Annotated in this window: 14 protein-coding genes and 1 riboswitch; of the genes, 3 read left to right on the top strand and 11 right to left on the bottom strand. The window is 52.6% G+C overall.

All coding sequences use genetic code 11. The features are described 5' to 3' along the window. Positions 1–44: 44 nt before the first annotated feature. From E0E37_RS04800 to E0E37_RS04790, 3 genes are all read right to left on the bottom strand, one after another. On the bottom strand, positions 45–1454 hold the full coding sequence (locus tag E0E37_RS04800) for a YfcC family protein (RefSeq protein ID WP_130861845.1): 1410 nt from the start codon (positions 1452–1454) through the stop codon (positions 45–47). Positions 1455–1487: 33 nt separating this feature from the next. Next, a complete protein-coding gene (locus E0E37_RS04795; protein ID WP_130861844.1) occupies positions 1488–2495 on the bottom strand; it encodes a succinylglutamate desuccinylase/aspartoacylase family protein in 1008 nt (335 codons plus the stop codon). 154 nt (positions 2496–2649) lie between these two features. Then, positions 2650–4677, bottom strand: coding sequence for a sigma-54 interaction domain-containing protein (locus E0E37_RS04790; RefSeq protein ID WP_207302921.1), 2028 nt, complete (start codon positions 4675–4677; stop codon positions 2650–2652). A 408-nt stretch (positions 4678–5085) separates the two neighbouring features. Here E0E37_RS04790 and E0E37_RS04785 point away from each other — a divergent pair, with 408 nt between their 5' ends. Beyond that, a complete protein-coding gene (locus E0E37_RS04785; RefSeq protein ID WP_130861842.1) occupies positions 5086–6270 on the top strand; it encodes an alpha/beta hydrolase in 1185 nt (394 codons plus the stop codon). A gap of 208 nt (positions 6271–6478) precedes the next feature. Here the strand turns inward: E0E37_RS04785 and E0E37_RS04780 are convergent, their stop codons facing one another. From E0E37_RS04780 to E0E37_RS04745, 8 genes are all read right to left on the bottom strand, one after another. Then, a complete protein-coding gene (locus tag E0E37_RS04780; RefSeq protein WP_130861841.1) occupies positions 6479–7273 on the bottom strand; it encodes an ABC transporter ATP-binding protein in 795 nt (264 codons plus the stop codon). Next, on the bottom strand, positions 7254–8279 hold the full coding sequence (locus tag E0E37_RS04775) for an ABC transporter substrate-binding protein (protein ID WP_130861840.1): 1026 nt from the start codon (positions 8277–8279) through the stop codon (positions 7254–7256). The genes E0E37_RS04780 and E0E37_RS04775 overlap by 20 nt, the downstream gene beginning before the upstream one ends. 66 nt (positions 8280–8345) lie before the next feature. Next, complete coding sequence (locus tag E0E37_RS04770; RefSeq protein WP_130861839.1) at positions 8346–9107, bottom strand: ABC transporter permease; 762 nt, start codon at positions 9105–9107, stop codon at positions 8346–8348. After that, positions 9076–9387, bottom strand: a complete 312-nt coding sequence (locus E0E37_RS04765; protein WP_246019634.1) for a thiamine-binding protein — start codon at positions 9385–9387, stop codon at positions 9076–9078. The genes E0E37_RS04770 and E0E37_RS04765 overlap by 32 nt, the downstream gene beginning before the upstream one ends. A 274-nt stretch (positions 9388–9661) precedes the next feature. Beyond that, positions 9662–9773: riboswitch (TPP riboswitch) on the bottom strand. Positions 9774–10445: 672 nt separating this feature from the next. After that, positions 10446–10991, bottom strand: a complete 546-nt coding sequence (locus E0E37_RS04760; protein ID WP_130861838.1) for a hypothetical protein — start codon at positions 10989–10991, stop codon at positions 10446–10448. Positions 10992–11162: 171 nt separating this feature from the next. Further along, complete coding sequence (locus tag E0E37_RS04755; RefSeq protein ID WP_130861837.1) at positions 11163–11924, bottom strand: EFR1 family ferrodoxin; 762 nt, start codon at positions 11922–11924, stop codon at positions 11163–11165. 92 nt (positions 11925–12016) lie between these two features. Then, complete coding sequence (locus E0E37_RS04750) at positions 12017–12439, bottom strand: MarR family winged helix-turn-helix transcriptional regulator (protein ID WP_130861836.1); 423 nt, start codon at positions 12437–12439, stop codon at positions 12017–12019. A gap of 352 nt (positions 12440–12791) precedes the next feature. Further along, positions 12792–13331, bottom strand: coding sequence for an AAA family ATPase (locus E0E37_RS04745; protein ID WP_130861835.1), 540 nt, complete (start codon positions 13329–13331; stop codon positions 12792–12794). Positions 13332–13914: 583 nt separating this feature from the next. Between E0E37_RS04745 and E0E37_RS04740 the strand changes: the two genes are divergently transcribed. Both E0E37_RS04740 and E0E37_RS04735 read left to right on the top strand, forming a co-directional pair. Next, on the top strand, positions 13915–14520 hold the full coding sequence (locus E0E37_RS04740) for a type IV toxin-antitoxin system AbiEi family antitoxin domain-containing protein (protein WP_130861834.1): 606 nt from the start codon (positions 13915–13917) through the stop codon (positions 14518–14520). Beyond that, positions 14513–15400 (top strand): nucleotidyl transferase AbiEii/AbiGii toxin family protein, encoded by an 888-nt coding sequence (locus E0E37_RS04735; protein WP_130861833.1) that lies wholly within the window; start codon positions 14513–14515, stop codon positions 15398–15400. Before E0E37_RS04740 ends, E0E37_RS04735 begins: the two co-directional genes overlap by 8 nt. Positions 15401–15553 lie beyond the last annotated feature (153 nt).

The following is a 15553-nucleotide window of genomic DNA, read 5'->3' as shown; positions in this document are numbered from 1 at the left end:
CTGTAACTTCGCAGGCCGGCCCAGGTCCGTCAGACGGACGTCGGCTAGAAGGGACCGATATTCGTCATCGTGCAGTAAACGAGCAGCAGCACCGCGATCAGATTCCAGATCAGCCAGAGCGGCATGAGGAATTTCAGATACTTGTCGTAGCCGATCTTCGCCAGCCCCAGCGAAGCCATCAATGTGGGACTGGTGGGGAAGATACAGTTGGAAAGCCCATCTCCCATCTGGAACGCAAAGACCGCCGTCTGTCTAGTGATCCCCAGTATATCCGCCAGCGGAACCATGATCGGCATGGTCAGAGCCGCCTGCCCTGTACCGGAATTCACAAAGAAATTGATGATCGTCTGCACAAGCATCATGCCGATGGCTGTCAGGAACGGCGGCAGAGCGGAGACCAGACCAGCCAGATCATAGACCACGGTGTCGATGACCATGCCCTGCTGCAGCAGGACCACCATGGTCTGCGCGATGCCTACGATCAGACAGCCGTACACGATGGTCTCACAGCCTTTTACAAATTCCTCGCAGATACGGCTGGGGCCGAAGCCTCCCACAAAACCGCTGATAATGCCCATGGCCACGAACATGGCGCTCATCTCATTGATAAACCAGTCCAGATTGGTGAGTCCGTAAATAACTGTGGCCAATGTAGCCACGATGACCAGCAGCACGCCGATCTGCCGGCCTGACAGCTTTTCCAGGTTTTCCAGATCGATGCTGCCCTGTCCCGCCTGCTCTACTTCCAGGTCATGGACCAGACTCTTCGTGGGATCGCTCTGCACGCGCCTGGCATACCGCATCATATACCAGGAGGTGACTACCAGAAATACGATCCAGAGCACGAGGCGGACTCCGATGGCCGAGTAGATCGGCAGCTCCGCGATACCCTGGGCGATACCCACATTAAATGGATTCATCCAGCCGGCCTGGAATCCCACCTGCGCGCCGATGAGCACCATGCACATTCCCGTCATGGCATCGTACCCGAAGGAGCGGGCCAGCATGATGGCTATGGGAACGAAGACCAGTCCTTCCTGGGACATTCCGAAAGTGGCGCCGCCGATGGAAAACACGAACAGCAGCAGAGGGATCGACCAGATCTCCTTGCCCCGCATGGCTCTCGCCACCTGCCCGATGGCCACGTTCAACGTGCCTGTGGCGATGACGATCTGAAACGCACCCACGATGATAAAGATAAAGAATATGATGGACGCCATGTTGATCAGGCCTGTGGGGACGGCCAGAAGCAGATCAAATACATTCAGATAGGCTTTTTCCACCAGATGAAACGATTCCGCATTTACTACGGTCAGCCCCGCGTCATTTAAATAGCGATCGTACTCGCCGCTGGGCAGCACGAAGGTCAGGAAAAATCCAAAGAGGATGAATATTCCCAGAATCACATAGGTGTGAGGCATGACAAATTTTTTCTTTTTTATATTACCCTCCATTTTGCACTCCTTTTCGTCCGCTGGTTTTAACGGTCAGTCCGCTTTTTTTACATCCCGCCCCAGCAGATAGGACCAGGACCTGGGATTGATGATCGAATAGGCCAGGAAGCCTACCACCACTCCGTCGTAAGGGGAAAGGACACGGTCTACCTCCCGGCCGAACACGTCCGTGATGATCGACAGCGTTTCTCCCTTCCTCACCTCTTCGCCCTCCTTCTTCAGCGGCTTGTGGATCCCGCCGTGACGGCTGTAGATATATTCCAGATTGACGTAATACTGATCGTCGAAGGTCTTTACCTCTCCGTCCAGAATTTTGAAAAGCCGAAGTACATTCATGATCCCTTCTCTGATCCTGCCCACTGTTTCCTCTCTGTGATGCAGACGGGTGGCCTGACCGCCGATCTCCGGAGTAATGGCCGGCACTCCGTTCAGATAAGAGACCTGATCCTCCATGCCCTGCTCTCCGCTGCATTCGTCGTCCCGCCAGAGCACCTCAAAACCGAACGCCCGCGCCATAGCCTCCGACATTTTGCTGGTCTCGTCTCCCATGTGCTGAAAATTCGTCACAGGACTCAGATACAGATAATTCCCGCCGCCGTGCAGGGTGATCAGCCCGTTTGCATGCTTTATGAAATTATTGAAGTAGAAATGGGCCAGAGAGCTGGTGAAGTAACCCTCCTCGTTTCCGGGAAACGTCCGGTTCAGATCCACCGGCACAAAATCATTGCCGTTGTACCTGCGCATCTCTCCGAAGGCGTCCAGATTCAGCGCCGGCACTCCCACAAAGGCTCCGCTCATCTCGCTGACGTCCAGAGCGTCAAAGGCGGCGATAATGCCCTCCGTCCCCTCATATTCATCGCCGTGGCAGCAGCCGTCGGCCAGAAGCACCGGGCCTTCCTTCTTTCCCACCGCCAGCATTACGGGAATGCTCACCCAGGATCCGTTGGCCTTTTGGGCGAAGGGCACATAGCCGATCTTCTTCGTTCCCCGTTTTTTCAGTTCTTCTTTCAGATTAAAGTTCTCAAGCATGTTCATTTCCATCGAATTTCTCCTTTCACTGCAAGCGCATTGCTTTTATAAGACGTTCTATTAAAAAAGCAATATCCATGCCAGTCGAAATTCGGTATATATTGACGAAACAGAAATAAAAAGCGGGATCATTTCATCCCGTTTTTATGTTTTCATCCCGTTTCTTTTACTTTTTCAATTCTATCCCTTTCCGCCCGCTTCCCATCAGGATCAGCCCCTGCTTTTCCATAAGACTCAGAAGCTTTCTCACCCGATATTCGGAGATACGAACGCCGTTTTCCTGAAGTATTTTCGTCAGCATCCGACGCCCCACGCTGCGGACGCGAAGCACATTCAGTATGATCTCCGCCGCTTCCTGCTCCCGGTCCACGAAAACGGTCAGTTCCTCCGCTCTGTGTTGCGGACCGCGCCCCGGTCCCTCCGATCTGTGCCCATCTGCATATTCCTGACGTTCCAGAGGAAGATCGAAGATCTCCAGCACGCTGCCCCCCATAATATGCATGTATTCGATACAGTTTCTCAGTTCCCTGGCATTTCCCCGCCATGGTATGCTGCTCAGATAGCCGGTCAGCTCTTTCGACAGGCGCTTCCCTCCCATCTCCTTCAGAAAATGTTCAGCCAGCAGCGGGATGTCTTCTGTTCTCTCTGCCAGCGGCGGTATGTGGATCTGCGCCGCATTCAGTCTGTAGAACAGGTCTTTTCGAAACTTCTTTTCTTCCAGCAGCTCCTCAAAATCCACATTGGACGCTGCGATGACCCTGATATCGATGGGGATCAGCGACTCGCCGCCAATGCGCATGACCTCCCGCTCCTGCAGCACCCGCAGGATCTTTGCCTGAACGGACAACGGCATCTCCCCGATCTCATCGAAGAAGATGGTTCCTCTGTGGGCCAATTCCAGAAGTCCCCGCTTCCCGCCTTTCTTCGCTCCCGTAAACGCGCCGTCCGCATAGCCGAACAACTCGCTTTCCAGCAGTTCGGCTGGAACCGCCGCACAGTTCAGCGCTACGAACGGCATGCTCCGCCGGGGCGAGCCGTTGTGGACCGACTGGGCAAAGAGCTCTTTTCCCGTGCCGCTGTCACCTGTTATGAGAATGCTGATATCTGTTCTGGCAAATTTCTTGCAGATCTCGATGTTCTTTTCCATCAGCGGGCTGCACGTCACGATATCATCAAAGGTGTAACGGGCGGGAAAGTTTTTCTTCCTTTCCTGCAGCCTGAGTCTTGTCTCCGCCAACTGCACTACCTTGGCGTCCTTCAGCAGGAGCAGAAACCCCTTCAGCTCCCCATAGGTGAGGACAGGCCGTTTGGAGACCAGAACGGTCTTTCCGGTGGCGGCCAGTTCGATCACTTCGTCGGTCATCGCGTATCGTCCCATGGCCGCCTCCCGCACCTCCGGACAGACGAATCCGATCCCGTCCTCCCCCCGTGTGACAGCGCCCTGTTTTTCCGCAAACACATTGTGTCTCAGCAGAACGCCCGACGTGTCCACCAGAACGATGCCCTCGTCGATCATATCGGAGACGGTGTTCCAGATATCCTCCAGCTCCCAGGTCCCTTTGATCACCTCGAAGACTCCGGGATTCAAAAGGTGAACTTCCTTGGAATACCTGTAGATCTTACCGCTGATCTCCGGGTCCAGAATATCCAGACGCTTTGCGATCTCCATGTACGTGGTTGGGGCGATCTTGTACCATCCGATATTCACCACGCGTTTGATCTGTCTCGAATCCGGATGATCATCCCGGATCGTCACCACGCAGCAGGCGTCCCCATGCCGTTCCATTTCTTCTTCCGTAGCGCAATAGATATAGTTTACGCCCTTGCTGATGCTGTTGAGGATCCCCAGCGTCTCTGAGGCGATCACCTCGGAATAATCGGCAAACAAGACCACCGCCCCCACCGGCAGCTGCGTCAGCGGAATGGTCTTTTCACGCTGAAACGTCCGTGAAATGTAGACAGCCGGCACATTTTCATCCAGTTTACTCATGCCTACGGGTATCACATCCGGCATGGAAGCCACATATAGATCCGCTTTCGGCACTCCCGGAAAATCATAATCCTCGATCTCGGGAACAGCATAGGGATAGATGCTCACCCGGTCCTCAAAAAATGCCTGCATCTGCTCCGTGTACCTCTTGAGCGCGTCTCTCTCCGTAACAAAGAGCACGATCCGTTTTTTCAATTGCTCCACCTCATTCCAATTCCCGCATTCCGCAGCAGTTTCGTCATTCGCAGCCCTCCCCGGATGATCCCAGTCCCCAGTCCGCTGATTTTTCGTTGATACTACCATCCAATATAATGATAAATATTACCGTTTCGTGATAACTTATTAAATGGAAAAATTTCGTGCCAGAAAATGATCCCTGGACCCGCGGCAGCCGGCCGCAGACAAGACTGCCCTGCAGCATAGCCCGGTCAGAACTGCGCGGCAGCCGGCCACGGTCCCCAGTCCGGCGGAAGTTGACAAGGGAACCGCCACAAAGTAATATTATAATGATAGAAAAGAACATGGAAGCCCGGACTGAAAAAAATCCACGAATGATCTCGTGGATTTTGCTGATCGTCCGCCTGTTGCCAGGGCTCCTGTGAGGAGGAATTCATGAAAAACGAACTTGACCCGCAGGTCGCCGCATTTTACGGCGACAGGCTGAAAAACGCTCCGGCCCACGCCGCCACGGTAAAACAGGCGCGGGACGACGCCGACGCGGCGTTCAACGATAAGGATAGCTGGCGCATCCCTGTTTTCTGCACGGAAGACAGACAGGTACCCGCCGGAGCATGCCGCAGGATCCAGGAGCAGCAGGGCCTCCGGTTTTTTTCCGCCCGATGCGCTTCCGGCGACGGCAGCCATGAGATCCCTGTGCGCGTCTATTTTCCCTTCTGCCCCGACGCGCCTGAAAAACCTGCGGACGTTCCCGGCTGCCGCGGCGGATCTGCCGCAGTGCGCACATCATGCGGATCTTCCCTGCCTCTGATGCTGTACTTTCACGGCGGAGGTTTTATCATGCACAACATTGCCAGTCACGATTCCCTCTGCCGAAAGCTGGCCCTGGAATGCGGCTGTGCAGTGGTCTCCGTTGGCTACCGGCTTGCTCCTGAATATAAATATCCGGCCTGCATGGAGGACGGCTTTGACGTTCTCCTGTGGGCGTACCATAATGCCGCAGCCCTTGGCTGCGATCCCGGAAAGATCATTCTCGCCGGCGACAGCGCCGGCGCTTCCATCAGCGCGGTCCTCTCTCTGCTCATCCGGGATCTGCGCCGGACTGCGGAACGACTGCCGGCCGGCGGCCGACAAAATGGTCTTTCTTCAGGCGCTTCCCGCCAGGATGCGGTCCCTGCAGCCGGCTCCATACCAGCCGGGGACCTTCCCGTCGTCGGTCTGCAGATCCTGTGCTACGGTCCGGCAGGCTGTATTCCCGACGATGAGTCCCCATCTGTCCGCCTGTTCGGGCAGGGCGGATACGTACTGCCCCGGACGATGCTGGACTGGTGCATGGAGCAGTACCTGCCGAAGGATGCGGATCCGTTGGATCCCTGTCTGAACCCCGGCCGTGCGGCGGATCTGACCGGCCTCCCTCCCACCCTGTGCATTACAGCTGAATGCGACCCTCTGCGCGACGACGGGGAAGCTTTCGCCCGCAGGCTGAAAGACGCCGGAAACGCGGTAACTCTCTATCGGGCGCCCGGAATGATGCACGGGTTTCTCCTGTACTGGCATAAATTTGACCGGGCGCTGGACGTGATCCGCCGGATCGCTGAGGAGGTCCGCACGGTCCTATGATCCTTCATACCTCCCCTCAGTCCCACAGGGGAAATACTGAAAAGAGCAGCGGCGGATCCCATCCACAGATCCCCGCTGCTCTTTTCTGCTCTTTTCTTCTCTTTCTATCCTCTTTATCCTCGCTGTCTTTCACTTTCAGTCCGACTGCGGCCCTGTCCGTCCCCAGAACCGTCAGAGAAGCAGCTCTACGGAACGGCGCAGCCGTACATCACCGAATGTGGGACAGAATTTGACGCTTATACCCGATAAATGTCTCGCTCATAGTGAACTCGCTGTCCCGCTCACCGCTGCTCTGAATACGGATATCCGCACAGATTTTTCCCGGTACCCCGGCGATGACATAGATCCGGTCCGAGAGCAGGATCGCCTCGTCGATATCGTGCGTGATGAGAAATGCGGATGTTCCGTGCTTTCTGCAGACGGACTTGTACCACTGGTGCATGGAGGATTTTGTGATCGCGTCCAGCGCCGAGAAGGGTTCGTCCAGAAGCATGATCTCCCCCTGAAAAAGGTAACTGCGCAGCAGTGCGGCCCGCTGCCGCATGCCTCCAGACAGCTGCGAGGGATACTTATCCTCACAGCCGGAAAGGCCGAACTCGCCGAAAAACTCCCGGGCCTGTTCTCTGGCCTTCTTCCGTTCCACGCCTCTCAACAAAAGCGGCACGCAGGTATTGTCAAGGATCGTGCGGAAAGGCAGGAGCAGGTCCTTCTGCTGCATATAACTGACGCGGCCCGGTTTGCCAGTCACGTCCTCGCCACGCAGAAAGACCCTTCCGCTGTCCGGCTCTTCCAATCCGGACAGAGAATTGAACAGCGTAGTCTTTCCCGTGCCGCTGGCCCCCAGCACGCTGACCAGCTGCCCCCTGCACAGCTCCACACTGATCTCTTCTATGATCGGCTCCCCTTCGTAACTTTTGGTCAGCCGTTCGCACCAGAGGACCCGTTCACCCTGTTCCCCATTGGCGGCGCCCGCCGCGCCGGCGTTACTGAGGCAGGTAGTCATTGGTAAATCCCTCGCTGCCCAGTTCCGCGGGGATCAATCCCTTCTCAAACATCCATTGGTTAAACGCTGTCCAGCGATCCTTGTCGATGGTTCCCCACGCGGGTTTTTCCGCCTGATACTGATCCGCCAGATATGCCTGAGACTTCTGCACCAGTTCGGGCGACAGCGTGGAATCCGCCTGACAGAGGATCTCGCCCGCCTCCTTGGGATTTGCGATGGCATATTCATATCCTTTGGCCGTGGCTGCAAGAAACGCCCTGGCTGTTTCCGGGTCTTCTTTGAGGAAATCGTTGTTGGCTATGATCACGGGCGTATAGAAATCCAGTACCGGCGAGGCATCGCTGAATTTGATGAAATTGTAATCCAGTCCGGCTACCTCCGCCATCATTACGTCCCAGGCCTCGTACACCCATACTACGTCCACATCGCCCGTCTGCATCAGAGAGAGCGCATCGGCTCCTGAATTGGGCACGGTCTTCAGCTTTGCGTAATCGCCGCCCTGATCCTCCATACACTGCTGGATGATCTCCTTCTCCGAAGGCGTGTCCCAGCTAGCGTAGGTCTTTCCCTCCAGATCTTTGAAGCTGGTTATATTCTTCTCCTTCATTGAGATCATACCGGATGTATTGTGGTCGATAATGGAAGCCACCGCCGTAATGGGCAGCGGATCGTCTGCGGTGAGCGCAGGTCCGATCGTCTCCTGGAATCCCACGCCGAACTGCGCCTTCCCCGTAGCCACCGCAATATTGGCCCCGTCTTCCGGCGGCTGCTGGATCTCCACATCCAGCCCTGCGTCTTTGTAATATCCCAGCGCCTGAGCCGCATACACCCCCGTATGATTCGTGTTCGGCGTCCAGTCCAGCACAAAGGTGATCTTTTTCAGTTCTGTCTGTTCCCCGCTGCCGTCTCCGCCCTCCGTCTGGCCGGAACCGCAGGCGGCCAGGGAAAACATCAGCGCCGCAGCCGCGGCTCCCGCCGCTATTCTTTTGATCGTGTTCTTTTTCATTGTCCCAATCCTTTCCTGTCTTTTTCTATTCTGTTTCTTTCGTATCTCATCTGTTTCTTTCGTATCTCACTGCTTTTTCCACGGCATGGCGCGCCTGTGCAGAATATCCACCAGCTTCATCAGCAGCAGGCTCAGCACGCTGATGAGTATGATGACTGCAAACATTTTATCGTAAGCGTAGGACTTCCGCGCCCGCGTCATGTACACGCCCAGCCCGTTGTTTCCGCCCAGCCACTCTGCGATCACCGCGCCCACGATGGAATACGCCGCCGAGACCCTCAGCCCCGAAAAAAAACTGTCAAGAGCCGAGGGAACCTTCACCTGCCACAGGATCTGATTGCGAGTAGCCCCCATCGAGTGATACAGACGCACGATATCCCGGTCCACCGACTGAAATCCTCCCAGCAGGCTGATGACCAGAGGAAAGAAGCAGGTGATGAAGATCAATACCACCTTCGGCAGAATGCCGTATCCCAGCCACAGCACCAAAATCGGCGCCATAGCGATGGTGGGTATCGTCTGGGTCAGGACCACCACCGGGTATACTGATCGGCGCAGAAACTCAAACCGATCCATCAATACCGACAGCACAAAAGCCGCCGCTATGGATGACCCCAGCCCGTAAAACGACTCCTGCAGCGATACCGCCGCGTGGGGCAGCATGTTGGGAAACTCCGTGATCAGCGTTGCAGCCACCTTCTGGGGCGACGGCAGCATAAATCCCGGCACCACGCCAAAAAAGCATACCGCCCACCAGAGAAACAGCAGCAGCGCCACGAAGGTGACCGGATACAGTTTAGAGATGATGCTTGGAGATTTTTTTGTCAATCGTCCACACTCCCGCTTCCGGGTTGAAAAAGATCTTCACATAGCTTTTCACGCTGGGCGCTCCCGCCTTGATACAGATCTCCTGACAGCCCTTAACAATTTCCATCAGCGTCTCATAGTCTCCCTCGACAGTGGTCTCGAAGGGGCCCACATACGTATTCAGCCCAAACGACTTGATGTAGGCGATCACCTCGTCTACCACGCGGATCACATCCTCGCCTTCCACATCGGGCAGTACCTGAATGGCCACGCTGGCCTCCGGCTGTTTTATCGTACTCATATGCATGTCCTCCTTTACTCTCGACGCGTTCTTTACTTCCGACGCGACCTTTACTCTCGACGCAACCTCTACCATACGTTCTCTTTTTGTCTCTTCCTTCACTTTTGCATTTTTCCCGCGCCCTTTCGGCATTCTTTATCCACGGGCCGTTTCCTCAAGACCAGCCCTGGTCACGCCCCCAGGACCAAACCTGAGGAGAGCCCGCGGTGATCCGCACTGAGGATAGGGCAAAAAACAAACAACGCAGGGCCTCTGTAAATGCCCTGCGTCTAAATATCCGTAAATCAATATTTACCTACGCCGGCATTATCCGGATCAGGTTGCGGGTCAGAGGTGAACTAACCTCAGTCTCAGCCGGATTCGCTCCAGCTCCCCGTTGTTTTTATATAATTATCGTCATTATTGTATGCGCAGCCGGAGTAAAAGTCAAGCCTTTTCAAAGACTTCTCCGTACATCCCGCGATGATTTATAAAACATGCCCTGCCGTGCCGGACCACCGCACCGGATCACAGCGCCGCCTCAGGAGCATGCCGGGGACCGACCGTCACTCTGTCTCAAGCCATGTGGGGGGACCGGCCGTCACTCTGTCGCAAGCCATGTGGGGGACAGACAGGTTGCCCCGGCGTCTCGGGGCATGCCGGAGACCGACAGGCCCTATCGTTCGTCGGGTCTAAGGCGCGTCTTAGGTAAAAAGTCAAAAAATAATGCGATATTACCGAAATACGAGCAGAAAATAGGCGAGATCCGCATTTATTTTGTGATCTCGCCTATTTTATTACAATATATTACAAAGCGAGAGCTTAAATCGCACCTTTTTAGACAAAATGGGATTTTTTTTGCGATTCTCACCCACGCCCACACAGCATGGTGTCAGCGAAAGGTAAACCGGACCGTCAGACTGCAAATAGCTGATACATAGAACGGCCCGATGCTTCTTTATGCAGATCCGCGAAAAGCCCCTGCAGCGTGTCGATCCGCCAGACCGCCCCCTCTCCCGGATTTCGGATCGTCAGACCGCCCTCCCGGCACGCACGCCGCCTTACTTTCCGCCTGCGGATCAGCTGCCCTTCGGAAAAGCGCTGACATAGCTCCTGGTCTCCGGATCGACGCCCTCTATTCTGCAGCTGATTTTGCAGGTACAGCCGTCGCCCGCCATATAAAAGATATTCATTCCCTTTTTCAGAGAGATGTTTTCAGTGTATGCAGCTTCTTCCCCGATCGCGCCGGCTCCCAGTTCAAAAGAAATGCGTTCGCCGCCGTCACCCGGATCAAATCCCAGTTCAGCGGCCCCTTCATCCTTTGTACATGTAAACTCCATCACCGCGTCTACATCGCGGTTCAGCTCAATAAAGAGAAATCGCCCCTCTTCTTCTGACAAATACACTTCAAAATCCGCACTGATCGTCTTGTCATCGCTTGCCTCCAAATGATCAAAAACTGTAGTTCTGGAGCCGAACAACGGACGATCCCCTTCAGAACCATACGTCCCGTTCTGCTGTCCCTGCTCTCCCTCTCCACCGCCTGCGCATGCACCCAGCCCGAAGATCACACAGACACAACACAGCGCTGCGGCAGCGCGCTTAATTAAGACCATCTTTTTCATACATCTCGCCTCCCTCTGCAGATAAAACGAGCCGGCACTGTCTTTTTCTTCAGATATCCAAAAAAGCGTTACTGCCACGGCCACGCCGGACCGGCTCCTTATGCCGTCCGTTGGGGAAGGCCAGGCAGTCAGGCGGACAGGTCAGGCAGCTCGACCCGCCTGACCTTCATGTTAGAGAAACAACTCGTTCTCCCTGCGCATCTCCTTAAACGGGGACAGCTTTTGTTCCATTGCCGCCATGATCGGCGCGGGCAGCGCTCTGGCCTTCTGCGGGCAAACGGAGACGCACCGCATACAGAGGATGCACTTGTCCGACAGCGTTTTCGCCGGGTCTTCTCCGGGTATGGCGGCCGTGGGACATTTTTTTGCGCAGAGTCCGCAGCGCACGCAGTTGTCCGACACCGCCGGGACCACGGGAAGCTGGCTCCATTGGCGATAGGGACGATCCCCCGGCACCTCCGCAGCTCGATCCGGAGCTTCCGCAAGTTTCTTCAAAATGGCTGCAGCAAACTCTCCCAACTGTACCCGGTCCTGCTCGTCGGGACGTCCTGCAGCCGCAGGGTGATAAATGGAATGCTCGGCCAGAAGGGCGGCTGAAGCTGCCACCCGGAAGCCCTGAGCTGCTACACAGTCGTTCAGCTCCAACAGCGCGTCTTCGTAAGCGCGGCCGCCGTAGACCGCGGCGGTGACGGCCACCGCGCCGTTTCCGCAGCAGGCTCTGATCCGTTCCACCTCATAGGCGGGTACTCTGCCGCCCCAGACCGGCGCCGCAAAGAGCACGCAGTCGCCGGACTGAAATTGGTATTCTGTTATCTTTGGAAACGACAGATCCAGTTCGCACACCTCCTCCGCCATGCCCTGCGCCAGAAAAAGCGCCGCTTTCCGTGTGCCGCCTGTGGGGCTGAAATATACCGCCGTAATTTTTTTCAACATTTCTTTCTCCTCTCTCACTATTTTGCCTGTTTTTCCGCAGACTCATATTGACTAAATCATTTTTCCGCTTTTTACCGTCCCCTTTTAATGGGCTAGGGCTTTTTCAAACTCTGCACCTTCCGCAGCAGCCGGATCAGCTCCTCGGCGTCCTCTGCACCCAGCTGCTCCATAATGCTGCGCTGCGTTTCCTCCCACAGCGGCTTCGCCTGATCCAGCAGACGATTTCCCGCCTTCGTCAGCCGGAATCGATGCTCTCTGCCGTCGGCCCAGTCCTCTGCCCAGCCATTTTTCAAAAGAAGACGCATATTTCGCACCAGAGTACTGCGTTCCAGTCCCACGTGCCTGGCCAGCTGCGTTGTATTCACAGGCTCCAGCCGTGACAGATTGATCAGCAGATAGTACTGGGCAGCAGACAGCCCTAATCCGCTGAAGTTATCGTCATACGCTTCCGTCATCGCTCCGGCCGCCCGGCGCAGGTTCGCGCAGTAACATGGGCTCATAAATGGCGTCGTCATCTCTTCCCTCCCATCATGTATTGGACCATCATCGTGTATATACACCCTTACTATAACACGCTCCCCTCATTTGTCAACAGGGACGCTATCTCAGCCCTATGGTCGGAACGTGGCGGCGCCTGCTGTCCGGCTGTCTTCAAAACACACTAGAACCAGCCCCGCGTCAGATCCGTTATTTTCATGATGCAGGCATAGTCCTGCAAGTCTCGCACACACGTCAAACGTGCAATGCCGTATACGCTCTCCCGGTTAAATAAAATGGAACGGCTGTCAATGACGGCGCATTTTGCGCTGCTCATCTTGACCGTGGACGGCCCGGCCGCTTTTGTCATCTCCCCGACAGATAGGGCATCTACAGATATCGCCGTATTATTTCAAAATTTTTTTCCACAGGTAAACTTCCATCCAACAAAATCAGTTGACACTGCAATTGTTTTTGCCATTCATCGTGTTTTAACCTGCTTCTCATGTCTAAGCCGCCATGATCGTAAGAAGCTGCCCAGTCAATAAAATCCCGGTGATTTTCATACATATCTCCGCCCACATCGATCCTGTTTCCAAATTGCGCCCGCTCTCTTTTTTTCAATCTGTCAATTCGTATTTCAGTATCTGTTTCCACTCGAATCGCCAATGTGATGAAAGGGATCAGTTCATCGCCCCAATCGACCAGTGAACCGGAAATAACTACTTTATCATGTTTTGCAATATCACTTTTCATCAGTGCGATTCTTTCAGAACTATTCCTTTTCGTCGTATAGGGAGGATCTGTTGATTCCCAAAAATAGTCATCCGTATCCATAAAAAAGTGTCCTGATTTAAAAGCAATAAATTTACCTATCGTTGAAGTTCCGGATCCAGAGGCGCCGTATATATGGACGACTTGTTTATTCATGATATCTATCTCCTGTTAAATAAATGCCATTTACCAGCTAAGATACGAACAGCAGCACACCGTATCCCTGCACTGCTCAGTGCAGCTTTCAAAAACACGGAACCGCCGTGGCGGGATGCGCCTTTCCATAAATCTGACCCGGCGTCAAAAAAACTGTGTATGATGAGCCCAACTACAGGAAATATCATACACAGTCCCTATTGATCCGATCCTCCGTCAAAACGTTGAATTTCCAGCGCGAACCCTATTCACACTCGCCAAGTCAACTATGGCTCTAAACGATATTGTTTAGAGGATTTGACTTCTATATTATACTGCCTGTATGACGGGAATTCATCAAATTCTTATCAGCGATGATAAAACCAATGGTTGCGAAAAAAGAATGATCGCAAGCGGATCTGCTATTGAATTTATTTTAATGATTATTTAAAAATTTTGCAATAGCAAATTTTAATTTCACGCACAGTTTGCAGAATCATGTGCGTAATTTTTATTGCACTTTCTAGAGCCTTCTACTATAATTAAATCCGTACACAATTAAATTTTATTGTGCATGAATTTATTTAAGAAATCGGGTGAATGCGTGAACATTCAAGAACTTGCCAAAGAAGTTATTATAAGCAAAGGTGGCATTGCTAAGTCTGCTGATTTCGTTGCTGCGGGACTGCGTGCTGTTGATGTAGTGAATATGTGTAATGCAGGGTATCTTGGCCGTATACGCCACGGCTATTATCAGCTTGCTGAACACACACCGTCTTCTGAAGAACAACTACTTGCCACACTCATCCCAAAGGCAATCGTGTGCGTAGAATCTGCCCTTTTCCATTATGGATATAGTGATTTTGCTCCCCGAAAATGGTCAATAGCTGTGCCACGCTCTATGTCAAGAACAAAACTGGATGTGGATGCTCTAGCTCTGCAACCTTACTATATGCAGCCTGAATTGTACGAGCTTGGAAAAACCACGGCTGATTTTGCAGGTGTTACCCTTTCTATATATGACCGAGAACGAACGATTTGTGATTGCTTCAAATACCGTTCAAGACTTGACAATGAAACATTTAACAAGGCTCTGAATGCCTACGCCAACGATGCAAAGAAAAACTTGCAAAACCTTTCCGTATATGCCAAGAAACTCAGAGTATATAAAAAGGTTACAGAACTGATGGAGGTGCTTCTCAATGGCTGATACAGTTACCTCCGTGCTTGCACGACTGAAAAATAAAGCAAAGGAAAGCGGAAGAAGCTATCAGCTTTGCCTGCAACTCTTTTGCCAAGAGGAATTCCTGCGTCGCTTGGAAAAATCCAAATATGCAGAAAACCTTATATTAAAAGGAGGATTGTTTATTTATTCGGTTACTGACTTTGACAGCCGAGTAACAGTAGATGTAGATTTTCTTCTTCAGAAAGTTCCCAATACACCCGAACAGTTAAGAACTGTATTAGAAGAAATCATTTCCGCCCCTACGGAAAATGATTTTATAACTTTTGAAATAAAAGATATTGCCCCAATTTCGGTTGCGAAAAAATATGCGGGTATTGGCGCTTCCCTTGTGGCGTGTATCAAAAACACAAGAACACCGTTCAGCATTGATTTCGGTGTGGGCGATGTAATCGTGCCAAAACAGGAAAGGAGAAAAATTCCAACGCAGCTTGATGATTTTACTGCACCAACTGTAAATACTTATTCTCTTGAAACAACCATTGCCGAAAAGATAGATGCCATCCTCACCCTGATGGAATTTTCAAGCAGAATGAAAGACTATTACGATATTTATTACCTTGCAAACAAGTTTGATTTTGACGGCAAGGCGCTGACCGAAGCACTAAAAATGACTTTTGAAAATCGTTATCATAATTTTACTATAGAACAGTTTGAACAGGTAATGACATTTGATAACGATTATGCTATGCAGAAAAAATGGAAAGCATTTTGCAGAAAGATTGATACTAATACGGATGATTTCGGCACAGTGCTTAAGACGATAAGCACTTTTCTTACAAAACCGTTTACGGCGGCAGTAGAAAACACAGAATACGCTTACTCCGATGATATTGGTAGTAAGTGATGATATGTTGAACAATATTTAAGCAATGTAAAGCACTCATCTTGGAATTATGAAAAAGAGTTCAGATACACAATGGAGACTATAGCTAACAGAAGCCTTTAAGGATAAAACTGAAATAACCATATAAACGACAAAACCCCGTACTGATTTTTT

The sequence above is a fragment of the Bacilliculturomica massiliensis genome, from assembly GCF_900605495.1.
Classification (GTDB): Bacteria; Bacillota; Clostridia; order Peptostreptococcales; family Anaerovoracaceae; genus Bacilliculturomica; species Bacilliculturomica massiliensis.
The sequence above is the reverse complement of the archived record's forward strand: the minus strand, read 5'-3'. Positions and strand labels throughout refer to the sequence as shown.

Coding starts and splice junctions, on each gene's coding strand:
- E0E37_RS04775 (WP_130861840.1), bottom strand. CDS start 8,279: ATGAAAAAGAACACGATCAAAAGAATAGCGGCGGGAGCCGCGGCTGCG.
- E0E37_RS04760 (WP_130861838.1), bottom strand. CDS start 10,991: ATGAAAAAGATGGTCTTAATTAAGCGCGCTGCCGCAGCGCTGTGTTGT.
- E0E37_RS04745 (WP_130861835.1), bottom strand. CDS start 13,331: ATGAATAAACAAGTCGTCCATATATACGGCGCCTCTGGATCCGGAACT.
- E0E37_RS04750 (WP_130861836.1), bottom strand. CDS start 12,439: ATGACGACGCCATTTATGAGCCCATGTTACTGCGCGAACCTGCGCCGG.
- E0E37_RS04755 (WP_130861837.1), bottom strand. CDS start 11,924: ATGTTGAAAAAAATTACGGCGGTATATTTCAGCCCCACAGGCGGCACA.
- E0E37_RS04780 (WP_130861841.1), bottom strand. CDS start 7,273: ATGACTACCTGCCTCAGTAACGCCGGCGCGGCGGGCGCCGCCAATGGG.
- E0E37_RS04735 (WP_130861833.1), top strand. CDS start 14,513: ATGGCTGATACAGTTACCTCCGTGCTTGCACGACTGAAAAATAAAGCA.
- E0E37_RS04765 (WP_246019634.1), bottom strand. CDS start 9,387: ATGAGTACGATAAAACAGCCGGAGGCCAGCGTGGCCATTCAGGTACTG.
- E0E37_RS04785 (WP_130861842.1), top strand. CDS start 5,086: ATGAAAAACGAACTTGACCCGCAGGTCGCCGCATTTTACGGCGACAGG.
- E0E37_RS04795 (WP_130861844.1), bottom strand. CDS start 2,495: ATGGAAATGAACATGCTTGAGAACTTTAATCTGAAAGAAGAACTGAAA.
- E0E37_RS04800 (WP_130861845.1), bottom strand. CDS start 1,454: ATGGAGGGTAATATAAAAAAGAAAAAATTTGTCATGCCTCACACCTAT.